Raw genomic sequence first — 24107 nt, forward strand, 5'->3', positions numbered from 1 at the left:
AAAAATGTAAATGAAGTGTGTGTATAAGTTTTAACTTTTTCCAGAATCAGATATGATCTGCGCGCCTTATACTAACAATAGCGCACAGAATAATAGACTATTTCGCGCAATTTGTTTAATTATAAACGTGCACTCATGGATTTAGAGCAACTGACTCAAAACGTAAAACAAAGAGTGCCAAGCGGCGGTTTGCGCTAGGGGAGATACTGACACTCAGTGAAAGTGCAAAGCGCGTCATTACCACTCATCTCAGCTTGCTGAGGTGTTAAAAAATAGGGAAATTTCATGCCTACAGAAAAACCTACCATTATTTACACCATTACTGATGAAGCACCAGCGTTAGCAACCTATTCCTTGTTGCCAATTATTCAGTCTTTTACCGCATCATCAGGTATTAATGTTGAAACTCGCGACATTTCTCTAGCTGGGCGTATTATTGCCAACTTCCCAGAGCACCTAAAAGAAGAACAACGTATTGGCGATGCGCTTGCAGAACTTGGTGAGCTGGCTCAGACGCCAGAAGCGAACATCATCAAGCTGCCAAATATTTCAGCCTCAATTCCTCAGTTGAAAGCAGCGATTAAAGAGCTTCAAGACAAAGGCTATGATCTGCCAAATTACCCAGAAGAGCCGAGCACTTATGAAGAAGAAGCGATTAAGGCTACTTATGACAAGATTAAAGGCAGTGCGGTAAACCCTGTACTTCGTGAAGGTAACTCGGATCGTCGTGCGCCGCTGTCAGTGAAGAACTATGCAAAGAAAAACCCGCATTCAATGGGAGCTTGGAGCTCAGACTCGAAGTCTCACGTCTCAAGCATGACGGAAAAAGATTTCTTCGGCAGTGAAAAGTCCGTGACAGTAAACGGTGCAACAAATGTGCAAATTGAATTTGTTGCTGAAGATGGTTCTAAGAAAGTCCTAAAGAAAGCATTTGCACTGCAAGATAAAGAGATCATCGACTCTGCCGTTCTAAACAAAAAGGCACTTGTTGCGTTTTTCGAGAAAGAAATTGCAGAAGCTAAGCAACAAGATGTTCTGCTATCACTGCATATGAAGGCAACCATGATGAAGGTGTCAGATCCTGTCATTTTTGGTCATGCGGTCAAAGTTTACTATAAAGATGTTTTTGTAAAATACGGTGATCTTTTCGCTAAGTTGGGTGTTGATGTAAACAACGGACTTGGTGATGTATACGCGAAAATTGCTGCCTTGCCACAAGCACAAAAAGAAGAGATTGAAGCTGCAATTGCTGCGGTTTACGAATCACAACCAGCGTTAGCAATGGTCGACTCTGACCGTGGTATTACTAACCTGCATGTACCGAGTGATGTGATTGTTGATGCATCTATGCCTGCAATGCTGCGTGCCTCTGGCCAAATGTGGGGTCCTGATGGCAAGCAGAAAGACACCAAAGCATTGATTCCAGATCGTTGCTATGCTGGCGTCTATCAAGCGGTTATCGATTTCTGTAAAGAGCATGGTGCATTTGACCCGACAACAATGGGTAGTGTACCAAACGTTGGTTTGATGGCACAAAAAGCGGAAGAGTACGGCTCACACGATAAGACCTTTATCCTCGATGCTGCGGGCACTGTTAAAGTCGTTACAACAGACGGCACTGTGCTGCTTGAACAAGCCGTCGAAGAAGGTGATATCTTCCGTATGTGCCAAGTTAAAGACGCTCCAATTCAAGACTGGGTCAAACTGGCTGTCACGCGCGCAAGAGCAAGTGGTGCTCCTGCGGTATTCTGGTTGGACGAAAACCGAGCTCACGACGCCGAGCTTATTAAGAAAGTAAATGCCTACCTACCTAGTTACGATACAAATGGTCTCGAAATTAAAATCTTGTCTCCAGTTGATGCATGTAAGTTCTCACTAGAGCGCATCAAAGCAGGTCAAGACACCATTTCTGTGACTGGTAACGTACTACGTGACTACTTAACCGATTTGTTCCCAATTCTAGAATTAGGTACATCGGCAAAAATGCTCTCTATCGTTCCACTGATGAACGGTGGCGGCCTATTTGAAACTGGAGCTGGCGGTTCTGCGCCGAAGCACGTACAGCAAGTTCAAAAAGAAAACCATCTTCGTTGGGACTCTTTAGGTGAGTTTTTAGCGCTGGCTGCTTCGTTGGAGCACCTAAGCGTGGTGACAGGCAATGCCAAAGCCAAAGTTTTGGCGGATGCCTTAGATGCAGCGACAGGTGAGTTTTTAGATACAAACAAGTCACCTTCACGTAAAGTCGGTGAGTTGGACAACCGTGGTAGCCATTACTACTTGGCTGCTTACTGGGCGAAAGCGTTGGCAGAGCAAATCGCGGACGCTGAACTGGCGGCTGAATTTGCTCCTATTGCAAAAGCACTTGCGGAGCAAGAGGCAGTGATTGTCACTGAGTTAAATGGTGCGCAAGGTGCCCCAGGTGATCTAGGCGGCTACTACCTATTTGACGATGCAAAAACGTCGGCGTTGATGCGTCCGAGCGAAACGCTCAATCACGTCATCGAAGGCTAACCCAAGTTAGAAAACACAAAACCCGCCAATTGGCGGGTTTTTTATAAGAGCTAAAGCGTTGCTTAAAAGTGAAAATTCTAGCAATACCAGTCTTACTTCGTTGCGTGTACTTCTAGTGGAACGACACTGCTAGCGTGACACCCTTTCGGGCCCTTCTCGATTTCATACGAAACTTGTTGGCCTGCTTTCAGAGTACGATAACCGTCCATTTGAATCGTAGAGTAGTGAGCAAAGATGTCACCCTCTTCTTGATCTGAACAAATGAACCCAAATCCCTTGGCGTTATTGAACCACTTAACTGTACCTGTAGCCATGCTATACATCCCTCATGCATTTTGTTACTGATGTTGTCAGCCAATCGACGTCGTAATGACTGTTGGCAATTTGCTTTTAAGCTAAATGTAAGAATTTAGTGTGATGGATTTTTGGCAGCTAAACTTTTATTGCAAGTTTCGCATTTTGCGAAGCGAAGCACTAAGTGAAGAAAAATGCATCAACAACAACCAATGTAGTCAATGATTTTTGCTAGTCAATAGTAAAAATGTATTAATAACAACATAATCGCAAACAGATCACTTTTGTAATTAACATTTTTGCAAAAGTTTCTTTATTGATTTAATCAGCGGCATGAATTAATGAGTTAACGATTGGTGGTTTAATCGGCAAACAATCACTTAGAGGGTTCTCGGTTTGACTTTTTATTTGCAGCCTGCTGTGGCGTGAATTAGTCTCTAAGTAAGGGAAATGACTCGCGAAGGCTAACTGACTACACCGAGCTCTGTGCTTATGGTAAAGTGTTTGCAGGTATCTGACTCTTTGTTAATAGTCCCAAGTGTTTAAAAAGAAGCCATGAGTAAAAATTTTGAATGGATCACTCCAGATTCAGATTTACTGGAGAAAGAAATTACCCAAATTCAGCCGCCCAAGAAATATAACGTGGTGTTAAATAACGATGATTACACCCCGATGGATTTTGTGATTGAGGTTCTTGAGCGATTTTTCTCGCATGATTTAGATAAAGCAACCCAAATCATGCTTCAGGTTCACTATGAGGGGAAGGCAATTTGTGGCACGTATAGTGCAGAGATTGCTGAAACGAAGGTAGCGCAGGTTACGATGTATTCAAGGGAGAATGAACATCCGCTACTTTGTACGATGGAGCAAGCGTAAAGATAAGACTTGCTCGAGCAACCAAGTTGTTCTCACAGGAGGTACTTATGCTTAATAAAGAATTAGAGTCGAGCCTAAACGGCGCCTTTGCTCGTGCTCGTGACAAACGACATGAGTTCATGACTGTCGAACACCTCCTGCTTGCATTGTTGGAAAACAATGCTGCGAAGGAAGCTCTTCTGGCATGCAAAGCTGACTTAAATGCTTTGCGCTATGAACTTGATGTGTTCATAGACCAAACAACACCACTTATTCCGGACAATGACGAAACTCGTGAGACTCAGCCTACATTGAGCTTTCAACGTGTGTTACAACGTGCCGTATTTCACGTTCAATCTTCCGGTCGCAGCGAAGTCACGGGCGCTAACGTTTTAGTTGCCATTTTCAGTGAGCAAGAATCGCATGCGGCGTATCTACTCAAGAAAAATGATATCTCTCGTTTGGATATTGTTAACTTCATTTCCCACGGTATCACCAAAGCGGCTGGTGCGAGTGATGATTCTTCGTCTTCTTCTGAGTCTTTTGGCAGTGATGCAAATAGTGACGAAAATAGCTCTGATGAGCGTCTAGAAAGTTTCGCAACTAACTTAAATCAAGTGGCGAAAGATGGACATATAGATCCTCTGATTGGCCGTGATAAAGAATTGGAGCGCACGATTCAAGTGCTTTGCCGCCGTCGTAAAAACAATCCCCTTCTGGTTGGCGAAGCTGGTGTGGGTAAAACCGCGATTGCAGAAGGACTCGCGTGGCGTATTGTTGAAGGTTCTGTACCAGATGTAATTAAAGATAGTGTTATTTATTCTCTGGATATTGGCTCTTTGCTAGCTGGTACTAAGTACCGTGGTGATTTTGAGAAACGTTTTAAGACCATCTTGAAGCAACTTGAACGTGAGAAAGACGCGATTCTGTTTATCGATGAGATCCACACCATTATCGGTGCTGGTGCAGCATCGGGTGGACAAGTTGATGCCGCTAACTTGATCAAACCCTTATTGAGTGGTGGCAAGCTGCGTTGTATTGGTTCCACTACTTATCAAGAGTACAGCAACATTTTCGATAAAGAGCGCGCGTTGTCTCGCCGCTTCCAAAAAATTGACGTTGTGGAACCTTCTTTAGATGACACGACCAAAATTTTGATGGGTTTGAAGTCTAAGTATGAAGCACACCACGATGTTCGTTACACCAACAAAGCGCTACGTGCCGCTGTAGAATTATCAGCCAAATACATCAACGAGCGTCATCTGCCTGATAAAGCGATTGATGTCATTGATGAAGCTGGCGCTCGTAGCCGATTGACGCCAGCAAGTCGACGTAAAAAGACAGTTGGTGTTGCCGACATTGAGGCGATGGTTGCTAAGATGGCTCGTATTCCTGAAAAATCAGTCTCCTCTTCAGACAAAGATATCCTCAAGAGTCTGGATGATAAGATGAAGATGTTGGTGTTCGGGCAAGACGCTGCTATTGACGTGTTGTGTGAAGCGATCAAATTAAGCCGTGCAGGTTTAGGTGCCGAAAATAAACCGGTTGGGTCTTTCTTGTTTGCTGGCCCAACTGGTGTTGGTAAAACTGAGGTCACTGTTCAGCTGTCGAAGCTACTTGGGATTGAGCTATTACGCTTTGATATGTCTGAGTATGGTGAGAGACATTCAGTGAGCCGTTTGATTGGTGCGCCTCCAGGTTATGTTGGCTACGATCAAGGTGGTTTGCTCACGGATGCGGTGATCAAACATCCTCATGCCGTTGTGCTGCTAGATGAAATCGAAAAAGCGCATCCAGATATCTTCAACCTATTGTTGCAGGTGATGGATAATGGCACGCTTACCGATAACAACGGTCGCAAAGCGGACTTTCGTAATGTGATTTTGGTGATGACGACGAATGCGGGTGTGGCAGAAACTGAGAAGAAATCCATTGGTTTGATCCAACAAGATCACAGCCCAGATGCGATGGGTGAAATCAAGAAAGTCTTCACGCCAGAATTCCGTAACCGTCTAGATAACATCATTTGGTTCAATAGCCTTGATGTAGCAATTATTCATCAGGTGGTTGATAAGTTTATCGTTGAGTTGCAAGTCCAGTTGGATGCGAGAGGGGTCTCTCTAGAAGTCTCTGAAGATGCTCGTCATTGGTTAGCGGATAGAGGGTACGATAAAGCGATGGGAGCCCGTCCGATGAGCCGCGTCATTCAAGATAAACTGAAAAAACCATTGGCCAACGAGTTGTTGTTTGGCTCACTCATCGATGGTGGCACAGTGAAGGTGACCTTAGAGAAAGACGATTTGAAATTTGAGTACCTAACTGCCCGTGAAGAAGCTGTTCATTAAGTCAGTTTCACAAGTTAGATAAAGCGAGCTTCGGCTCGCTTTACTATGACAAATACCATTTTCACGTAACAAAAAACGGAGCGATAGCTCCGTTTTTTGCATTACTGCGATAATCAGAGATTAACGAGCACGGAAGACGATGCGGCCTTTCGATAGGTCGTATGGAGTCATCTCTACAGTTACTTTGTCACCCGTTAGGATACGGATGTAATTTTTGCGCATTTTGCCTGAAATGTGCGCTGTTACAACGTGGCCATTTTCAAGCTCAACGCGGAACATAGTGTTTGGTAGAGTATCAAGGACAGTACCTTGCATCTCAATTACGTCTTCTTTAGCCATTTAATCCTCTTAGAAACTTGGCGAATTTTAACGGGCATTCTTAGGCCGATAAAATATAAAAAAGTAAAGTTGGGCCGTATTCTACCCTTGCCAACGCTGATTTACTAGTTTTTGGTGGCATTGAAATCGAACTTTATAGTTCATCGCTGGACATTCGTTAATCTGATAACCAAGATAAAGCCACTGTTTACGTTCTTGCTGACAGTATTCAATTTGGAACAAAACCGCCAATGTTCCTAGAGATAGCGAGTGTTCAGGGGCAAAAAACGTATAAAACGCACTGGCACAGTGGCTCATCACATCAGTGACAGCAACCGCAATCAGTTCATTATCTTGGTAAATATGTAAAAATTGCGTTGTGAGCCACTGGTTTTTTGAAAAGTGGTCAAAGTCTGCCTTTTTTGGGGGGTACATGGTGCCGTTGGGATGGCGCACAATAATGTAGCGACTATAGAGTTCAAACCAGTCTTCATCCATTTTGTTTTTTATGCTCCAACTCAGTTTTCGTGCTTTGGCCAATAGCCTTTTTTGACTTTTGGATAACTCAAAGTCAGGCACGGAAATGCGGATCGGCAAGCACGATTGACAGCTGTCGCAGTGAGGTTTGTAGATGGTGTTGCCACTGCGACGAAATCCATTGGCTAGCAGAACTTCATAATTGTCAGCCGTGTGCATATCCGCCTCAAGTGCTACGGCGACTCGTTCTTTTCTCTCGGGCAAATAACTGCAAGGATGATTGTCTGTGAGCCCTATTTTGATCTGATGGATATCTGAACTCATGCATTGTGCCTCTTCAACCATTGGGGTGAGAAACAACCCGACGTTACTCTCTGTTGTTTTAAGCATAGCAGTCGTTGGAGAAATTCCTCTCTCGGCAACGTAAAAGCCCCCAATGAATGCAGATGAGAATTCATCACCTGGCAATCGATCAGCTTGCCACCATGCTCGCTGAAATGACGGCAAAAATACCATAATGCAATTTTAGATGCGTTGGTTTCGAGGCTAAACATCGATTCGCCACAAAACAATTCTCCTATGCTAAGGCCATAGAAACCGCCAATGAGTCTTTGATCTTGCCAAACCTCAACCGAGTGACAGACACCTTGCAAAGCTAATGAGATGTAGGCCGCTTGCATCTCATCATTTAACCAAGTTTCTTCCGCTGGTCTTGTGTTGCCACATAGCTTAATGACTTCTGGCGTCGCATGATTAATGCTGACGTGGTATTGAGCCTTTCTCTGGAACTTTTTAAGGCTTTTTGCGGGTAAGAAGGTATTTGGATCAAAAACGGCTCGCGTAGATGGACTCCACCACAAAATTGGTTCTCCTGGTCCGTACCACGGAAAAATACCATGGTGATATGCCGCGATCAGTCTTTCTGGTGTGAGGTCCCCACCAAAGGCCAACAAGCCATTTGGATCGGCCAATGCATTTTCTGCAGGAGGAAAGTCTAAACTTTTACTATCAAGTTCTGTCAGATAGATCGCCATGTGAGAATATCTATAGTCCGGTTTGAGGAGATGTTTATGAAAAAATGGTTGTATTGCCTGCTGCTTATGCCGTTTCTAGTGCACGCAAACTATGAGAGGAATGTAGCAAAGCCAGTGAATAAAGTCATTTATGGCGAAGTGGAATCGGTTCGATACATTTCTCAACAGGAGATTATGCGCTCTCAAGCCGAAGGATGGAAAACATTACTCGGTGCCACGATAGGTGGTTTAGTTGGAAATCAGTTTGGAGGAGGAACTGGGAAAGAGGTCGCAACAGCCATTGGCGCAGTAGCGGGCGCTGTCATCGTACAAAACCAAGGTCAAAGTGAATACCGCATTGAATATCAACTGGTTGAACTGTTGATTAAGACGGAAAAAGGGCAGTTGATTAATGTTATTCAGGACGTTGATAAGAGTATGTTATTCAATCGTGCGGATAAGATTCGGATACTTTATTTTGATGATGGAGTAAGGGTTGATTTAGCACTTTAGATTTGAGTAATTATTCACTCATTTACACTGGTTTTATCGGTTCTTTTTCGTTAGTCTGAAGTCACGAAGAATAAGTTGAAGTCCCCACCTTAAGGAAAACGGGACTCAAGGATTAACTCAATTAATGGAAAGCCTTACGTTACAACCGATTAAAAAAGTCAATGGTGAAGTGAACCTGCCTGGTTCAAAAAGTGTTTCTAACCGCGCCCTGTTATTGGCTGCCCTTGCTCAAGGCACAACGCGACTCACTAACTTGTTAGACAGTGATGATATCCGTCATATGCTGAATGCGCTAACGAAGCTTGGCGTGCATTATGAGCTCTCTGACGACAAAACCGTTTGTGTTGTGGAAGGCTTAGGCCGTCCGTTTACAGCGACTGAGGCTCAGGAGCTGTTTTTAGGCAACGCCGGTACAGCGATGCGCCCACTTGCCGCAGCGCTTTGTTTGGGCAAAGGGGAGTTTGTACTGACGGGCGAACCGCGAATGAAAGAGCGCCCTATTGGGCATTTAGTGGATGCCTTAAGAGAAGCGGGTGCTCAAATCGAGTATCTTGAAAACGAAAACTACCCACCGTTGAAAATCAACGCAACAGGCTTGCAGGCGGGAACTGTAAATATTGACGGCTCTATTTCTAGCCAGTTCTTAACAGCATTTTTAATGGCGGCACCGTTAGCACAAGGTGAAGTGAAAATTCATATTGTCGGTGAACTCGTTTCAAAACCTTACATCGACATTACACTGCACATCATGAAGCAATTTGGTGTGGATGTGGTCAACAATGCCTACCAAGAGTTTGTTATTCCAGCCGGTCAAAACTATGTATCGCCAGGCCAATTCTTGGTGGAAGGTGATGCCTCGTCAGCGTCTTATTTTCTTGCTGCTGCCGCAATTAAAGGTGGCGAGATCAAGGTAACGGGAATCGGCAAAAATAGCATTCAGGGAGACATCCATTTCGCTGATGCTCTTGAGAAAATGGGTGCCGAAATTGAGTGGGGAGAAGATTACGTCATTTCCCGCGTAGGTCAGCTAAAAGGCATCGATATGGATTACAATCATATTCCCGATGCTGCGATGACGATCGCGACAACAGCTTTGTTTGCAGAGGGAACGACGGCGATTCGCAATGTCTACAACTGGCGCGTGAAAGAAACCGATCGTTTAACCGCGATGGCAACAGAGCTTCGTAAAGTGGGCGCGGAAGTTGAGGAAGGTGAAGATTACTTGATTGTGAACCCACCAAAGCAGCTTAAACATGCTTCGATTGACACCTATGATGATCATCGTGTTGCGATGTGCTTTTCATTGGTGGCACTGAGCGACACGGCAGTGACAATCAACGATCCTAAATGTACCTCGAAAACATTCCCAGATTACTTTGAAAAACTGGCTCAGTTAAGCCAGTTTGCTTAAAAAATGGCGAGATACGCAAATAATAAAGCCTTGGTTTCATCCAAGGCTTTTTGCTTGTTTTCAGCGGGTTATTTTTCGAGCGTGAACTCTTTTGATAGATGGTGTGCAAGATATTTGAACATGTTGAAAACAGCGGTTGTATTTGTGGTTGGTAGACCATTTTGATCAAGGAAATACTCGCCTTTGAAGACAAGGACATCGTCTTTCTCTTCAACACTGGTTGCTCTCATCCCTTCAATATAGTCGTCATGTTCTTGGATGATGTGGTTAGCAATTAACAACAATTCGAATTGAGAAATCGATTTTTTATCGCTCATTGTATTAGACCTGTACTATGTTTTATCAAAACTAGTCTAGGGTTTTAGAAGTTGATTTCAATCTCAATTTTTCGCAAGAAGTGGATAGCATCGTTTTGATTGATGTCGATCATAAAACGTTTTGTGACGCGCAACAGAAAAATTAGGTTTTTATTAGCAACAAAATTCCTCCGTTGCTTAGTATACGTCGGTCTACAGTTTCCGCATTTTTGTCGATAGAAGCAAAAGCCGTTATTTAATGTTGAGCGATGAATTGTCGACCAAACGAATTCGAAATGTAAAAAAGCAGTTGATCTTCTTTTCATCTCGCACAATAGTAAAAAAAGAAGCAATGAAATAGTACAATGTACCGATTACTTTTATCCCGTAAATAAGAGTAATGTGATCATTTTTAAAGGACGTTAGAGTCAATATGGGTAAATCGCTCGTTATAGTGGAGTCGCCAGCTAAGGCTAAAACGATCAATAAATATCTTGGAAAAGACTTTATTGTTAAGTCGAGTGTCGGCCATGTTCGTGACTTGCCTACAGCAGGTCAAAGTACAGGTGAAAAAGCGGCAGCCATTTCCACCAAGGGTATGAGCGTAGAAGAAAAAGCTCGTATTAAAGAAGAGAAAGATCGTAACGCACTGATCAAAAAAATGGGTATCGACCCATATCATGATTGGGCGGCAAACTATCAAATTCTGCCTGGCAAAGAGAAGGTCGTTAGTGAGTTACAGAAACTCGCCAAAGATGCTGACTTTGTTTATCTCGCAACCGATTTGGACCGCGAAGGGGAAGCTATTGCGTGGCATCTTCGTGAGATCATCGGTGGTGATGAAGCGCGCTATAAACGAGTTGTCTTTAACGAAATTACTAAGAATGCTATCCAGCAGGCCTTCAAAAAGCCTGGCCACTTGAACATGGATGGTGTTAATGCCCAGCAAGCACGCCGTTTTATGGACCGCGTGGTTGGCTTTATGGTTTCCCCATTATTGTGGAAGAAAGTCGCTCGCGGCTTGTCTGCCGGCCGCGTACAGTCTGTTGCAGTGAAATTGCTGGTAGAACGTGAACGTGAAATTAAGGCGTTTGTTCCAGAAGAGTTTTGGGACATTCACGCTAACACGCTGACGCAAGAAACCATGCCATTCAAGCTTTTGGTGGCACAAAAGTCGGGTGATGCTTTCCGTCCAGTCAATGAAGCGGAAACCAACGCAGCACTGGCAGTTCTGCAAAAAGCACAGTTTGAAGTATGTAAGCGTGAAGACCGCCCAACTAAGAGCAAACCTTCAGCACCATTCATTACCTCAACGCTACAGCAAGCTGCCAGTACGCGTTTAGGTTACGGCGTTAAGAAAACCATGATGTTGGCCCAGCGTCTGTATGAAGCAGGTTATATTACTTACATGCGTACAGATTCGACCAACTTAAGCCAAGAAGCCGTAGATACGGTACGTGGTTACATCAATGATGAGTTTGGTGCGCGTTATTTACCTTCTGAACCGTTGGTTTACGGTAGCAAGCAGGGCGCTCAAGAAGCTCACGAAGCGATTCGTCCTTCTGATGTCAATATCAAATCAGATGCTCTAGAGGGTGTGGATGCCGATGCACACAAGCTGTATGCCCTAATTTGGAATCAGTTTGTTGCCTGTCAAATGACAGAAGCAGAGTACGACTCAACGACAGTGAGCGTTAAAGCGGCAGAGTATACGCTCAAAGCCAAAGGCCGCATTCTGAAGTTTGATGGTTGGACTCGCGTACAGCGTCCTCTTGGTAAAAACGAAGATACAATTCTTCCTGCCGTCCAAGTGGGTGATAAGCTAAGCCTAGAGTCTCTAGAGCCAAAACAACACTTTACTAAGCCGCCTGCGCGTTTTACCGAAGCCGCCTTGGTTAAAGAGCTTGAGAAGCGTGGTATTGGCCGTCCATCCACATACGCTTCCATCATTTCTACGATCCAAGATCGTGGTTATGTGAAGGTGGAACAGCGCCGTTTCTATGCAGAAAAAATGGGCGAGATCGTGACTGACCGCCTAGATAACAGTTTCAACGATCTGATGAACTATGATTTCACTGCTCGCATGGAAGAGAAACTGGATAAAATCGCCGAGGGCGATGTGAACTGGAAAGAGGTTCTCAATCAGTTCTTTGCAGACTTCACCACCGATCTCGGGCGCGCCGAAGAAGACGAAGAACATGGCGGTATGAAGCTCAATCATATCGTGATGACGGATATTCAATGTCCGACCTGTTCACGTCCAATGGGCATTCGTACTGCGTCTACTGGGGTTTTCCTTGGCTGTTCTGGTTACGCGTTGCCAGTGAAAGAGCGCTGCAAAACTACGATTAACTTAGGGGACGAAGATGGCATCATCAACGTGCTTGAAGAAGACGTGGAAACAGCGGCACTACGAGCAAAGAAACGTTGTCCTATCTGTGAAACCGCGATGGATGCATACCTGATCGATGATAAACGCAAGATGCACGTATGTGGTAACAATCCAAACTGTGAAGGTTACTTAGTCGAGCATGGCGAGTTCAAAGTGAAAGGTTATGACGGTCCTGTTGTCGAGTGTGATAAATGTGGCTCGGACATGGTGCTGAAGAATGGCCGTTTCGGCAAGTATATGGATTGCACCAGTGAGTCTTGTAAGAATACGCGTAAGATTCTGAAAAACGGTGAAGTCGCACCACCAAAAGAAGATCCAGTTCACTTCCCTGAACTGCAATGCAGCAATTCAGATGCGTACTTCGTTCTTCGTGATGGTGCTGCCGGCTTATTCCTTGCCGCGAGTAATTTCCCGAAATCAAGAGAAACGCGCGTGCCGTTGGTTTCTGAACTCGCTCGATTTGCTGAGCGCTTGCCAGAGAAATACAAACACCTCGCAGAAGCACCGGCACAAGACCCTGATGGGGTTGAAGCAGTTGTTCGTTTTAGCCGTAAAACCAAAGAAAACTATGTACGCACTGAAGTCGATGGAAAACCGACAGGTTGGACTGCGCTTTATGTCGATGGTAAATGGGAAGTGACGGATAAACGTAAGAACGCAAAGTAGACGATCTCCTTAATTGAAAAGCAGCCTTGAAGGCTGCTTTTTTTTATGACCAAGTTCAAGAGACTCAGAGGTTGATGAGAGCGATAATTTAACACTCCGGTTTTTCTGTCATGTCAGTATCATATGCCTGACTTATTCTGTTCATATCTACTAGAGATTGCGAGTGTCGGAAATGTGTAACGCTGCTGATCAGGATATGTAAATAAACACCTGTTCGAGTGTGACTTAGATAACGAGTTGCTAAAGTAACAAATGCACGCAGCACACAATACCTTATTTGAAATTGTTTTTTGTAGGAAGTGAGATAACTTATACGAAACTCGTGCAATATTAATGTAATGCCTTGATCAAAAATGATTCGGCTTAAACAATTCAAGGCTTAGTACGGGTGGTTAAATTATGCTCAGTCATCCCCCATTGATTCTAATGACTGAGTTTCCTAGCTATAACGAAATGGAGAACAACGAATGGCTGGTGTTTTGGGAATGATTCTTGCTGGCGGTGAAGGTTCAAGGCTACGTCCTTTGACGGAATCTCGTAGTAAACCCGCGGTGCCTTTCGGCGGTAGTTACCGCTTAATCGACTTCGCGTTAAATAACTTTGTGAACGCAGACTTGATGCGTATCTACGTGTTAACTCAGTTTAAATCTCAATCTCTGTTCCATCATATGAAGAAAGGGTGGAATATCAGTGGTATTACTGATCGATTCATAGATCCTATTCCAGCACAGATGCGCACTGGCAAACGTTGGTACGAAGGCACTGCGGACGCAATCTATCAAAATCTACGTTTTATGGAGCTATCTGAGCCTGAGCAAGTGTGTATTTTTGGTTCGGATCACATCTATAAGATGGATATCAAGCAGATGCTTCAGTTCCACAAAGAGAAGGAAGCGGCGCTCACTGTATCGGCGCTTAGAATGCCATTATCTGAGGCTTCTCAGTTTGGCGTTATCGAAGTGGACGCAGAGGGGCGTATGGTGGGTTTTGAGGAAAAACCTAAAGCGCCAAAATCGATTCCAGGTGATCCAGACTTTGCCTTGGTTTCAATGGGTAACTATATCTTTGAAGCGGATGTGTTGTTCGCTGAGTTGATTGAAGATGCGGACAATGAAAATTCATCTCACGATTTCGGTAAGGACATTATTCCAAAAATGTTCCCGCGTGGTGACGTATTCGTGTACGACTTTAGCCAAAACCGTATTTCTGGGGAAAAAGAGCAAGTCTATTGGCGTGATGTCGGTACCATTGATGCGTACTGGCAAGCTCATATGGATCTGCTGAAGAAAGACGCGCCTTTCTCGTTATACAACCGCAAATGGCCACTTCATACCTATCAACCACCGTTGCCTCCTGCAACGTTTACAGACTCTGATAACGGTCGTGTACAAATTATTGATAGTTTGGTTTGTAATGGCAGCTATGTCCGTGGTTCGCGTATTGAAAAGTCAGTATTGGGATATCGTAGCAACATTGCATCGGCTTGTGATATCAGTGAGTCGATTCTGCTTGGTGACGTTAAAGTAGGTGATGGTTGTGTTCTTCGTCGTGTAATAGTGGATAAAGACGTAGATATAGCACCAGGCACACAGATTGGTGTCAACCTGCAAGAAGATAAGAAACTCTACCATGTTTCTGAAGAGGGTATCGTTGTAATTCCAAAAGGAGCAAGAGTTGGCTACTAACGCTTTGTCGATTCTGTTTGTAGCGTCTGAAGTTGAAGGTTTGATCAAAAGTGGTGGCTTGGCCGATGTGGCCAAGGCACTGCCTGAAGCTCTCGTCAATCTCAACCAAGATGCAAGAATTGCCATTCCGGCTTATACCATGATTCCTGGATTGAGTGATGATGAAATCATCTTGGACACACACTTAGAATCTTGGCCTCATACTCATTATCAAGTAAAAAAGCGTGTCTTGGGCGACACGCCTGTCTATCTCATTGCGTGTGCGCACTATTTTGATCGTCCGTCGATGTACGCTGAAAACAATCAAGCTTACACCGATAACGGTGAGCGTTTTGCGTTTTTCAGCGCCGCATGTTTAGACATGCTGGCAAAGATAGGTTTTCAACCGGATATTGTTCATGCCAATGATTGGCATACAGGCTTCGTCCCATTTTTGCTTAAGCACCGTTACGGTCAGGATCCGTTTTTTGCACAAACAAAGAGCATTTTGTCGATCCATAATGCGGTCTTTAAAGGTGTGTTTAACTACGAGGAGGTACAGTGCCTTCCAGAGTTTCATTGTCGTCACGTTCCTGATGCGGCAGTCAGCAGTACTCACATTACCATGCTAAAAGCGGGCGTGATGAATGCGGATAAAATTAATGCCGTTAGCCCAACTTATGCAGAAGAGCTGAAAACTGAGTTAGGTAGCCATGGCATGGCATGGGAGTTTCAAACGCGAGCGGATGATCTCGTAGGCATTCTCAATGGTTGCGACTACTCAGCTTGGCATCCTGACACCGATACCTACTTGCCAATAAACTATAAAGCCACCAAGCAAAGTATGGTTCGTGGGAAAAACGGTTGTAAACGTGCCCTTCAAGAGCAAATTGGTTTGCCGGTCAAAGATGTTGCTATGTTTGGTATGGTCTGCCGACTAACCCATCAAAAGGGTGTTCACTACCTTCTGCCAATCCTCTCTGACTTTTTAAAACACGACGTTCAACTGGTTCTAGTTGGAACGGGAGATCCGCTTTTAGCCGCTCAATTGCGTGACGTTGCTGCGCAATTTGGTGACAAATTTGTTTTTGTCGAAGCTTACAACAATCAATTGGCTCATTTGGTGGAAGCTGCCTCAGACTTTTTCCTTATGCCATCTGAGTTTGAACCTTGTGGCTTAAATCAAATCTATAGCATGGCGTATGGCTCCTTGCCTATCGTGCGTGGTGTCGGTGGATTAAAAGACAGTGTGAGCGATTACGATGTTGATGCGCAGAGTGCAACAGGATTTGTGTTCTATGAGCCTACCGCTCAAGCATTGTTGATTACGATGCAGCGAGCGTTATTACTTTACGCGCAAAACTTGCCAGAGTTACGTCGTGTCCAACTTTATGCGATGGAACAAGATTTTTGCTGGAACACAGCCGCGCGAGAGTACATAGAGTTGTATCTATCTGCTCTAAAATAGAGTAAAAGTTCTGAAATATGAATGGAAAGGCACCGAATATGGTGCCTTTTTACGTTTTTTAACGGAACACAAATAGAAATAGAAGCGTTATATGGTAGGATTCTTGCTTCTCGATACCAAGGTTCAAGATACCGACATGTGATGGCTTTATTCAACCGCGGAAAATCTTGTTCTAGACTTTAAGCTAACTTTTTATTGGCGTGTCAATATGGCTCAAACGTTACTGTTTCATAAAACCTACCTTCATCCTACCAGTCAAGAATGGGTGGTATTCGTGCATGGGGCTGGTGGCAGTTCTTCGATTTGGTTTAAGCAAATAAAGGCATACAAGCAACACTTTAACTTATTGCTCGTTGACCTGAGAGGTCATGGTAAATCAAATCAACTGTTAAAAGAGCTGATGAGCAACCGCTACACATTTGGCGAAGTGACAAAAGATATTGTTAAGGTATTGGACCATTTAAAAATTCATTCTGCCCACTTTGTGGGCATGTCCTTGGGGACAATTATCGTTCGCAATTTAGCGGAGATGGCGAGTGAAAGAGTGAAGTCTATGGTATTAGGTGGTGCCGTTACGCGTTTGGATGCTCGTTCTAGAGTATTGGTTTCCTTAGGGAATATAGGTAAGCACATCTTACCCTACATGTGGCTTTACAAACTGTTTGCCTACATTGTTATGCCACAAAGAAATCAACAAGAATCGCGGCATTTGTTTATTAGAGAAGCAAAGAAGCTCTGTCAAAAAGAGTTCAAACGATGGTTTATTCTCGCTTCGGAAGTCAACCCTTTGATGCGCTACTTCAAAGAGCGAGAACTACCCATTCCGACGCTCTATTTGATGGGGGATAGGGACTATATGTTTATTAAGCCCGTCAAAGAGATGGTTGCTGCACATAGGCGAAGTGAGCTGCGTGAAATTAAAGATTGTGGTCATGTTTGTAACGTAGAAAAGTCAGAAGAGTTTAACCAACACTCGATAGAGTTTATCCAACGTCAAATCTAACATGAGTGAGAGGAGTGCCAAGCTCCTCTCTATTACCATCTCACTTTCTATCGAAATCCTATACTTATTCGAGTGTAGAACCACAATACCAACAAGCGCCAAATTGCCCTTCAATTTCCTCGCCACAGTGCTTACACTGCCAATTGGCAACAGATGTACATTGGCTTTGGTAACTCTCCACGACTGTTTTGGCAAACGCCAGCTTATTTGGTTCCAACAGCCATACATAAGGATTGGTGTCGTCTGTGGCTGGAAGCTCCCCTTTAAGACCAAATAAACCTTCACCACGTACTTCACACAGTATTTGCTCATTAAGTAGCAACTGACAAACAATATGCGCTTCTATCGGTGTATTAGCCGTAAACACTATCATAATGGCATTCTACTGAGACGTGAACTGTGGACGAAACTTGCTCATCAACCACTTAACAGCGATTGGAAATACACCAAGTAAAACAAAAGAGGCGATGACAGCCGGTGACAAAATACCAGATAAGGTATTGATCTCTGCCAACTGAGTCCCAGCATTGAGGTAAACCGCCGTGCCGGGCAACATGCCAATTTGGCTAGTGACGTAGTAACGACTGATAGAGATAGGGGTTAACCCCATTAATAAGTTAATTAAGAAAAATGGAAATATCGGTATCAGGCGAAGTGAAAATAGGTAAAACGCGCCATCTTTCTCAACACCTTGATTCACCGAGTTCAGTTTGTCTCCAAATCGCTTCTGGACCCATTCTTTCAATAGGTAACGACTGCTTAGAAATGCGATGGTGGCCCCTATGGTACTGGCAAAGGAAACCAGAAGTAGGCTAAACCAAAAACCAAAGAGAGCAGCGCCAAGCAGTGTGACGACGGTCGCGCCAGGTACAGAAAAAGCAGTCAAAGCGACGTAAAGGATGAAATAGCTGATGGCGGATAACCAGAAGTTATCTTCAATAAAGTGAGTTAAAGCGACTTGCTGCGCCTTAGCGTTTTCTAAGGTGAGGTATTGGCTAAAGTTAACACCCAATAAGATGATAGTGGTGATAAGCAACAGTCCGAATACGAGTTTTTTGTTCATTGATAGATTCTCCAGATAGCGTTGTAATCAGACCCGAGTGAAAAAGAAATAATTTCGTGCCATACGAAAAAACCACACCTGTAGGGGTGTGGTTTCTAGTCTATAACTCAATAGTCACTTTGTCTTACTATGAAGACAAGTTATTCACTAACTCATCACGTCGTTGTTGAGGGATAACGCTCCAATGCGTCCCTTTAATTGCGCCCTCAAGTGCCCACAACAGCTCTAAGCTGACTGAGCCCGTGTGTGTGTTTTTAATCGCTTGATACGCGCGAGCAGCGCCCTGCGATTCCAACTGTTCTACGGTTTCAATACCTGCCTTCTTCAACATTCGTTCGGTGGCTAAACGTAGGTTAGGGAGGTCTTTAAGTCTATCCGGTTTTGCAGTTGCTTGTTGCTGCTTGTCACTATTTGCACTCTTTAGTGCCTGTTTCGCTACGGACAGAAGCGCATTTTGGTCTTGCCAAAGCGAATCAGAGATCGCGTAGTACTTAGTGACAACTGGAAACCCACGCTTGGTGTAAACGTATGGTTTTAGTCCTTTCTTTTCGAAAAGTAATGTCGATTTTTGATCCGCGCGAATATGAAGCTGGTCTTTGACAACGAGCGCAAACATCGTCTCATCTGCAAAAAGGCCGAACCCGCCAAACATAGAGCGAGACTTTATCGCACCAAGTTGCTCAAAAAGCTTCATTGAATCTTTGAGTATCGGTTTATCCATGATGTGTTATCTCGGTGTAATTACAATTACGCCACCAAATCAGGTCCGAGAGATTAGCAAACCAATGCAAATACAATGTCATTAATGGGTAAACTTGTTGTTATGCATTTTTGCCATCGGTAACCCCGCTACCTACCAAATTATGAATGGTTTAGGCCGGAGGCTTTGCGTCCCACCTTTTCAGATGGTTTGCCCTGTGCGTGACACTTAAAGAATACGATTTCTATTGGAGTAACATCACATTTTGAGATTAAAAGTGTGACATTGCTTCAAGTAATAGCTGCAGTTAAGTGAATGAGTGCTCGATTTTAAGAACTGAACAGAATTTGACTTAACAAATCACTTACTAAGAATAAAAAAAAGCACCCAGACTTGGATGCTTTAGAATATTAGTGTTAACTAATTGATTTTTTTAACTGTGTCGCGAATAACGAGCTCTGGGTGCATTTCAAATATACGCTTATCGTGCTCTTTATCCTTAATACGCTCGAGAAGGATCTCAAATGCATTTTTACCGACACGACGTTTTGGCTGGTGGATTGTTGTCAATGGTGGCGAGAAGTATTCTGCCAACTCGATATTGTCGTAGCCGATCACAGAGATGTCTTCTGGAATACGAAGCCCTAGTTGTTGAAGACGGCTCATCAAACCCAGTGCCATGGTATCGTTGAAGCAGAAGACTGCCGTTGGGCGATCTTGCCACGACGCGATCTTGTCAGCTGCCATCACTGCCGTGTCGCATTCGAAGTTCCCTTCAAGGATCCAATCTTCGTTGACTGTGATATTGGCTTCCTTCATCGCACGTTTAAAGCCTTGGATGCGCTCTTGGCACGCGGCTTTTTCAAAGTGACCACTTAAACACGCAATTTTTGTATGACCATTTTCAATCAAGTACTTAGTGGCCAAGTAGCCACCTTCCTCTGAGTTATCGATAATTTTATCGGCTTGTGAGCTGATTGGGCCCCAGTCCATAATCACTTTAGGAATATCTGCATGCTTATCAAGCATTTCGCGTAGTTCTTCGGTGAGGTCTGAACACATCACCAAAATGCCATCTACGCGTTTTTCCGCAAGCATACGAATGTAATCACGTTGCTTCTCGTAGATACCGCCAGTATTACAAAGAATTAGTGTGTAGCCTTGACGGTAACAGTAGCTTTCTACGCCATCAATCACTTCAGAAAAGAACAAGTTGGTAGATTGCGTAACCAGCATACCAATAGTGCGGGTGGTGTTGCACTTTAAGCTACGAGCCACTGCGCTCGGTGCGTAGTTGAGCTCGTCAACCGCTTTCATGACTTTTTCTTGAGTGGCTTCAGCCACGAATCGGGTTTTATTGATTACGTGAGAAACCGTTGTAGTTGATACGCCAGCGAGACGTGCGACATCTTTTATTGTGGCCATAGGTATTGTCCTGTCCTAGGTTGCCAGTTGAAATGAAGTACATTCGTGGCAACACGGTTTGCTACCTTTCTCCGATTTCGCCTTAAAAGAAGACACACTAGAAAAGCAGCAGCTTAGCTTAAAAAAACACAAAAACCGCTGTGTTTCAGCGGTTTGCATTAAAATCATGTTTTATCGATTGCGGTCTCAATTTTAGACTGTGACGGCAAAGCTGGCAACCTAATCGAACCGCGAAATCTGTATCCGCGTTCACACTTTAGTGGTTAAAGTGTAACCGAGTGTTTGCTCTATTGATAAGGGCGTAATTATTATCCAACTAAATAGTCGCTGTCCAGCTTACAAAATGCGACAAGTAGTTTTATCGCACTGGAATAGAAACCAAATTCATCACATTCCTTTGCACGAACAGCAAAGCTTGGAAGCCAAGAGAGTAACATTTCTTGGAGAAAGTCGTTTTGTTCGACAAACGCTTCTTCCATGTGACGCTCTTGTTCAAGTTCATTGGAGCGAATGATGAGGTTGCCAAGAAAATCGAGCATGATGGCCAAGTGATCGGCAGGTTCATTCAATTGTTGATTGACCTGTACGCCATGTTTTTGAAGCCAAGCGTCCATTTTTTGTGCCGGCTCACCATTAAGCAGGCCATCTTTTGTGAGATAAATTGATGCGTATGGAAGCGCACCGTGTTTTGCGGTTTTCAAAAACAGGTCACAAAAATCCGCGGATAATTCCAGTTGTGCATCTTGACGGTCAACCAGACGATTGAGGGCATCGACAAAGTCATCAATCGATGGACGTAGCGAATCGTTCTCAGCCAATCCAGTTAAAAACGCTCTAATTTCCATGCTTTGATATTTATCGAGCTCTTTCTGTGTCAGTTCTTTGGCAAACAAGCTGGAAAGCCACCAATATATTTCCGCACGTTTTTCATTAAAGGCTTTTATCTCTTGCATCATTTATCGCTCCTAAATCAATCTCCTATAAGTGTAACCAAAAAAAATGAATAGCAATAACGCCTATTGTTAAGAAAAATATAAAGATAATTATGCTTATTAATAGCTTGATATTAAGCTTGTTTTGAATCAATAAAAATCAAGATACTTGCATTTCAAACGAAGTATGACTAGAAATGTTACTAGTTATGAATAGAATGTCTGCCCGTGTAGACAGAAATGACATGAAGTGGTGTAAATGAGCTATCACGTATTAGTCGTAGAAGATGATGTAGTGACTCGCAGTAAACTTGCGGGTTATTTTCAAAAAGAAGGTTACACAGTAAGTGAAGCGGAAAGTGGTGCTGAGATGCGCCATATTTTGCAAAATAGCTGCGTTGATTTGGTGATGTTAGACATTAACTTACCAGGCGAAGATGGCTTGATGCTGACCCGTGAACTACGCAGCCAATCGGACATTGGCATTATTCTGGTAACCGGACGCACGGATAGCATAGATAAAATTGTTGGTTTGGAGATGGGGGCAGACGACTACGTCACCAAACCATTTGAGTTACGTGAACTGCTGGTTCGAGTGAAAAACTTGTTGTGGCGAATTTCGCTTACGCGCAGTGGTGGCTCAAAACACCAAGACGCAGAAAACGAAGACCATATTGTCCGTTTTGGTGATTGGACCTTCGATATTCATCGTCGAGCGTTGAGTCATAATGGTGAGCCAGTGAAGTTGACCAAGGCAGAATATGAGCTGCTGGTGGCACTGTCTTCTTACCCAAATCAGGTATTAAGTCGTGAGCGCATTCTCAACATGATCAGCCATCGCGTTGATGCGCCAAACGACAGAACAATCGATGTTTTGATTCGTCGTATGCGAGCTAAAATGGAGTTTGATCCTAAGAACCCACAAATTTTTGTGACCGTACACGGTGAAGGTTACATGTTTGCTGGCGACTAGGCGTTGTTTAGAAAGCCAAAATTAACAAACAAAAAAGAGCTGAGTAAGCTCTTTTTTTGTTTTTTGCAGCTCATGAAGCATCATTTTGATGCCCGATTCTCTGCCATGATTTGTTCGTCAGTAAGAAGCAAATCTCGCATGCCTTGCCATAGCTGCCCAAGGGTTTCGTGCCAGTAGCGCTCTGTTTGCTCAAGGTAGATGGCTTTAGGGGCATATCTATCCCAAGCTTGAGAGATGTTTTTTTGCGCAAGGTAGTTTGTTGGCGCGGGTAACGGCGTTATGCCAGCGTCATGAAACTCTTTCATTGCACGTGCCATGTGGCTGGCAGAAGTAACCAAAACCAGCTGTTTCTGACGCACAAACGCCGCTGCTTGTCTCGCTTCTTCCCAAGTATCTTTGGCATCTTCAAGAAGAATAATGTCTGATTTCGCGACACCCAGAGCCAAAGCCACATTCGCCATCATGCGCGCATGGCTGGTTTCTGAGCCGCCCGCATAGCCAGACAGAATCAATTTTGAGCCCGGATACATCTTTAAAATACGAATCCCTTCCGTCAAACGCATCAACGAAGTACGGCTTAACTCAGACGTAGGGGGGATTTGATCATCCACCACATGGCCATTGCCCAATACCATGACGTAATCGACGGTTTGTACTTCGGGTAGAAATACAGAGTATTGCCTTTCTAATGGCATTAATAACTTGCTGGCAACGGGTTGGAAAGAAACCAAGAATATCCCCAAAAAGGAGAATAATATGATGAAACACCCCGTTTTTTGTCTGGTGCTAAACATAATCAGCATCAGACCAGCTAAGCCTATTAAAAGTAGTGCTGGCAAAGGCATTAACAGTGCCGAGAGCACTTTTTTCAGCTCAAACATACAGAAATAGTCCGAAAAAACATCACTTGATAATAAAAATAAGAGAATGCCTCTTTATATCTGCTTTCCTTATGACAGAATAGCAGCACGATTAGATATGATAACTCAAGCTGCTGTGAACCAAGACCGTAATTTCGACGATATTGCCCACAAATTTGCAAAAAATATTTACGGGTCAGACAAAGGCGAGATTCGCCAAGTGATTGTTTGGGAAGATCTTCAACAATTGTTAGCCACCTTTGACGAGGCCAAACCGCCTCTAACCGTATTGGATGCGGGGGGCGGGTTGGCGCAAATGTCACAAAAGCTTGCCAAACTCGGACATCGCATTGCCTTATGTGATCTATCTTCTGAAATGCTGCAATTAGCAGAGCAGGATATTGCAAAAAATGGCTTGCTTGAGCAGTATCGGCTGATCCATTCTCCGGTGCAGAAGATTGGTGAGCACCTAGCAGAGCCCGTCGATGTGGTGATGTTTCATGCCGTGATGGAATGGTTGGCGGATCCAAAATCCGCGTTGGAAACGGTATTAGAACAAGTCGCACCGGGTGGCGCCGCGTCTATTATGTTCTACAACCACCATGGCTTGGTTTATAAGAATGTGGTCTGTGGCAATATCCCACATATTCTTGAGGGTATGCCTCATCGCAAACGCTTTAAGCTGCAACCGCAAAAAGGCCTAGAACCTCAATCTGTTTATCAGTGGATTGAAGACGCAGGTTTTGAAATTTATGGAAAATCCGGTATTCGCTGTTTCAGTGATTATATAGGGAACAGACAGAATATGGGTGATTACCAGTACGAGGATGTGCTCGAGTTGGAACGACGTCTGTGTCGCCAAGAGCCTTACCTCTCGCTGGGCCGATACATTCATGTGTGGGCTAAGAAGAAAGATAAACAGGAATAA

Annotated in this window: 22 protein-coding genes and 1 riboswitch; of the genes, 11 read left to right on the top strand and 11 right to left on the bottom strand. The window is 44.0% G+C overall.

Features of this window, described 5'->3' with window-relative positions; translation table 11 throughout:
• Positions 1-285: 285 nt before the first annotated feature.
• A complete protein-coding gene (locus LZU85_RS04735; RefSeq protein ID WP_237286515.1) occupies positions 286-2511 on the top strand; it encodes an NADP-dependent isocitrate dehydrogenase in 2226 nt (741 codons plus the stop codon).
• A 92-nt stretch (positions 2512-2603) separates the two neighbouring features.
• Here LZU85_RS04735 and cspD read toward each other — a convergent pair whose 3' ends face one another.
• Complete coding sequence (gene cspD, locus LZU85_RS04740) at positions 2604-2825, bottom strand: cold shock domain-containing protein CspD (protein WP_176298548.1); 222 nt, start codon at positions 2823-2825, stop codon at positions 2604-2606.
• Between the two features lie 535 nt (positions 2826-3360).
• Between cspD and clpS the strand changes: the two genes are divergently transcribed.
• Both clpS and clpA read left to right on the top strand, forming a co-directional pair.
• Positions 3361-3681: an ATP-dependent Clp protease adapter ClpS gene (gene clpS, locus LZU85_RS04745; RefSeq protein ID WP_176298547.1), complete on the top strand. Its 321-nt coding sequence runs from the start codon at positions 3361-3363 to the stop codon at positions 3679-3681.
• Between the two features lie 47 nt (positions 3682-3728).
• Positions 3729-6005 carry an ATP-dependent Clp protease ATP-binding subunit ClpA gene (gene clpA, locus LZU85_RS04750; RefSeq protein WP_176298546.1) on the top strand — a complete coding sequence of 759 codons (2277 nt, stop codon included), beginning with the start codon at positions 3729-3731 and terminating at the stop codon, positions 6003-6005.
• A 120-nt stretch (positions 6006-6125) separates the two neighbouring features.
• On the opposite strand, the gene infA is transcribed toward clpA, so the two are convergent.
• The 3 genes from infA to aat form a co-directional block, all read right to left on the bottom strand.
• Complete coding sequence (gene infA / locus LZU85_RS04755) at positions 6126-6344, bottom strand: translation initiation factor IF-1 (RefSeq protein ID WP_001040192.1); 219 nt, start codon at positions 6342-6344, stop codon at positions 6126-6128.
• An 81-nt stretch (positions 6345-6425) separates the two neighbouring features.
• A complete protein-coding gene (locus LZU85_RS04760; RefSeq protein ID WP_237286516.1) occupies positions 6426-7124 on the bottom strand; it encodes an arginyltransferase in 699 nt (232 codons plus the stop codon).
• The gene (gene aat / locus LZU85_RS04765) at positions 7121-7834 is read right to left on the bottom strand and encodes a leucyl/phenylalanyl-tRNA--protein transferase (RefSeq protein WP_237286517.1); all 714 of its coding nucleotides are present in this window, start codon (positions 7832-7834) and stop codon (positions 7121-7123) included. The genes LZU85_RS04760 and aat overlap by 4 nt, the downstream gene beginning before the upstream one ends.
• A gap of 36 nt (positions 7835-7870) precedes the next feature.
• Here aat and LZU85_RS04770 point away from each other — a divergent pair, with 36 nt between their 5' ends.
• Together LZU85_RS04770 and aroA are read left to right on the top strand one after the other, a co-directional pair.
• Positions 7871-8326, top strand: coding sequence for an outer membrane lipoprotein (locus LZU85_RS04770; protein ID WP_176298543.1), 456 nt, complete (start codon positions 7871-7873; stop codon positions 8324-8326).
• 124 nt (positions 8327-8450) lie between these two features.
• On the top strand, positions 8451-9737 hold the full coding sequence (gene aroA / locus LZU85_RS04775) for a 3-phosphoshikimate 1-carboxyvinyltransferase (RefSeq protein ID WP_237286518.1): 1287 nt from the start codon (positions 8451-8453) through the stop codon (positions 9735-9737).
• A gap of 68 nt (positions 9738-9805) precedes the next feature.
• Here the strand turns inward: aroA and LZU85_RS04780 are convergent, their stop codons facing one another.
• Positions 9806-10054 (bottom strand): YciN family protein, encoded by a 249-nt coding sequence (locus tag LZU85_RS04780; RefSeq protein WP_176298541.1) that lies wholly within the window; start codon positions 10052-10054, stop codon positions 9806-9808.
• A 412-nt stretch (positions 10055-10466) separates the two neighbouring features.
• Here LZU85_RS04780 and topA point away from each other — a divergent pair, with 412 nt between their 5' ends.
• The 4 genes from topA (at position 10467) to LZU85_RS04800 (ending at position 17226) form a co-directional block, all read left to right on the top strand.
• Entirely contained in the window at positions 10467-13091 is a 2625-nt protein-coding gene (gene topA, locus LZU85_RS04785; protein ID WP_237286519.1) for a type I DNA topoisomerase, read from the top strand.
• Between the two features lie 467 nt (positions 13092-13558).
• On the top strand, positions 13559-14776 hold the full coding sequence (glgC, locus tag LZU85_RS04790; protein WP_176298539.1) for a glucose-1-phosphate adenylyltransferase: 1218 nt from the start codon (positions 13559-13561) through the stop codon (positions 14774-14776).
• Complete coding sequence (gene glgA, locus LZU85_RS04795; RefSeq protein ID WP_237286520.1) at positions 14766-16223, top strand: glycogen synthase GlgA; 1458 nt, start codon at positions 14766-14768, stop codon at positions 16221-16223. The genes glgC and glgA overlap by 11 nt, the downstream gene beginning before the upstream one ends.
• A 208-nt stretch (positions 16224-16431) precedes the next feature.
• Complete coding sequence (locus LZU85_RS04800) at positions 16432-17226, top strand: alpha/beta fold hydrolase (protein ID WP_176298537.1); 795 nt, start codon at positions 16432-16434, stop codon at positions 17224-17226.
• Between the two features lie 64 nt (positions 17227-17290).
• Here LZU85_RS04800 and LZU85_RS04805 read toward each other — a convergent pair whose 3' ends face one another.
• The 5 genes from LZU85_RS04805 to torD form a co-directional block, all read right to left on the bottom strand.
• On the bottom strand, positions 17291-17599 hold the full coding sequence (locus LZU85_RS04805) for a putative signal transducing protein (RefSeq protein ID WP_237286521.1): 309 nt from the start codon (positions 17597-17599) through the stop codon (positions 17291-17293).
• Positions 17600-17608: 9 nt separating this feature from the next.
• The gene (locus tag LZU85_RS04810) at positions 17609-18289 is read right to left on the bottom strand and encodes a TVP38/TMEM64 family protein (protein ID WP_237286522.1); all 681 of its coding nucleotides are present in this window, start codon (positions 18287-18289) and stop codon (positions 17609-17611) included.
• A 127-nt stretch (positions 18290-18416) separates the two neighbouring features.
• Complete coding sequence (locus tag LZU85_RS04815; protein WP_176298534.1) at positions 18417-19010, bottom strand: TfoX/Sxy family DNA transformation protein; 594 nt, start codon at positions 19008-19010, stop codon at positions 18417-18419.
• Positions 19011-19125: 115 nt separating this feature from the next.
• A riboswitch (cyclic di-GMP riboswitch) is annotated at positions 19126-19214 on the bottom strand.
• 195 nt (positions 19215-19409) lie between these two features.
• On the bottom strand, positions 19410-20414 hold the full coding sequence (gene purR / locus LZU85_RS04820; protein WP_237286523.1) for an HTH-type transcriptional repressor PurR: 1005 nt from the start codon (positions 20412-20414) through the stop codon (positions 19410-19412).
• A gap of 308 nt (positions 20415-20722) precedes the next feature.
• Entirely contained in the window at positions 20723-21370 is a 648-nt protein-coding gene (gene torD, locus LZU85_RS04825; protein WP_237286524.1) for a molecular chaperone TorD, read from the bottom strand.
• A gap of 235 nt (positions 21371-21605) precedes the next feature.
• Between torD and torR the strand changes: the two genes are divergently transcribed.
• Positions 21606-22319 (top strand): two-component system response regulator TorR, encoded by a 714-nt coding sequence (gene torR, locus LZU85_RS04830; RefSeq protein WP_013571408.1) that lies wholly within the window; start codon positions 21606-21608, stop codon positions 22317-22319.
• Positions 22320-22399: 80 nt separating this feature from the next.
• On the opposite strand, the gene elyC is transcribed toward torR, so the two are convergent.
• Positions 22400-23200 (bottom strand): envelope biogenesis factor ElyC, encoded by an 801-nt coding sequence (gene elyC, locus LZU85_RS04835; RefSeq protein ID WP_176298531.1) that lies wholly within the window; start codon positions 23198-23200, stop codon positions 22400-22402.
• A gap of 97 nt (positions 23201-23297) precedes the next feature.
• Here elyC and cmoM point away from each other — a divergent pair, with 97 nt between their 5' ends.
• The gene (gene cmoM / locus LZU85_RS04840; protein ID WP_237286525.1) at positions 23298-24107 is read left to right on the top strand and encodes a tRNA uridine 5-oxyacetic acid(34) methyltransferase CmoM; all 810 of its coding nucleotides are present in this window, start codon (positions 23298-23300) and stop codon (positions 24105-24107) included.

The organism is Vibrio floridensis (assembly GCF_021852965.1).
In the GTDB taxonomy this organism is placed as follows: Bacteria; Pseudomonadota; Gammaproteobacteria; order Enterobacterales; family Vibrionaceae; genus Vibrio; species Vibrio floridensis.

Bases quoted from the DNA above. Each gene is read 5' to 3' on its own strand.
- LZU85_RS04735 (WP_237286515.1), top strand. From the start codon at position 286: ATGCCTACAGAAAAACCTACCATTATTTACACCATTACTGATGAAGCA.
- cspD (WP_176298548.1), bottom strand. From the start codon at position 2,825: ATGGCTACAGGTACAGTTAAGTGGTTCAATAACGCCAAGGGATTTGGG.
- clpS (WP_176298547.1), top strand. From the start codon at position 3,361: ATGAGTAAAAATTTTGAATGGATCACTCCAGATTCAGATTTACTGGAG.
- clpA (WP_176298546.1), top strand. From the start codon at position 3,729: ATGCTTAATAAAGAATTAGAGTCGAGCCTAAACGGCGCCTTTGCTCGT.
- infA (WP_001040192.1), bottom strand. From the start codon at position 6,344: ATGGCTAAAGAAGACGTAATTGAGATGCAAGGTACTGTCCTTGATACT.
- LZU85_RS04760 (WP_237286516.1), bottom strand. From the start codon at position 7,124: ATGAGTTCAGATATCCATCAGATCAAAATAGGGCTCACAGACAATCAT.
- aat (WP_237286517.1), bottom strand. From the start codon at position 7,834: ATGGCGATCTATCTGACAGAACTTGATAGTAAAAGTTTAGACTTTCCT.
- LZU85_RS04770 (WP_176298543.1), top strand. From the start codon at position 7,871: ATGAAAAAATGGTTGTATTGCCTGCTGCTTATGCCGTTTCTAGTGCAC.
- aroA (WP_237286518.1), top strand. From the start codon at position 8,451: ATGGAAAGCCTTACGTTACAACCGATTAAAAAAGTCAATGGTGAAGTG.
- LZU85_RS04780 (WP_176298541.1), bottom strand. From the start codon at position 10,054: ATGAGCGATAAAAAATCGATTTCTCAATTCGAATTGTTGTTAATTGCT.
- topA (WP_237286519.1), top strand. From the start codon at position 10,467: ATGGGTAAATCGCTCGTTATAGTGGAGTCGCCAGCTAAGGCTAAAACG.
- glgC (WP_176298539.1), top strand. From the start codon at position 13,559: ATGGCTGGTGTTTTGGGAATGATTCTTGCTGGCGGTGAAGGTTCAAGG.
- LZU85_RS04800 (WP_176298537.1), top strand. From the start codon at position 16,432: ATGGCTCAAACGTTACTGTTTCATAAAACCTACCTTCATCCTACCAGT.
- LZU85_RS04805 (WP_237286521.1), bottom strand. From the start codon at position 17,599: ATGATAGTGTTTACGGCTAATACACCGATAGAAGCGCATATTGTTTGT.
- LZU85_RS04810 (WP_237286522.1), bottom strand. From the start codon at position 18,289: ATGAACAAAAAACTCGTATTCGGACTGTTGCTTATCACCACTATCATC.
- LZU85_RS04815 (WP_176298534.1), bottom strand. From the start codon at position 19,010: ATGGATAAACCGATACTCAAAGATTCAATGAAGCTTTTTGAGCAACTT.
- purR (WP_237286523.1), bottom strand. From the start codon at position 20,414: ATGGCCACAATAAAAGATGTCGCACGTCTCGCTGGCGTATCAACTACA.
- torD (WP_237286524.1), bottom strand. From the start codon at position 21,370: ATGATGCAAGAGATAAAAGCCTTTAATGAAAAACGTGCGGAAATATAT.
- torR (WP_013571408.1), top strand. From the start codon at position 21,606: ATGAGCTATCACGTATTAGTCGTAGAAGATGATGTAGTGACTCGCAGT.
- elyC (WP_176298531.1), bottom strand. From the start codon at position 23,200: ATGTTTGAGCTGAAAAAAGTGCTCTCGGCACTGTTAATGCCTTTGCCA.
- cmoM (WP_237286525.1), top strand. From the start codon at position 23,298: ATGATAACTCAAGCTGCTGTGAACCAAGACCGTAATTTCGACGATATT.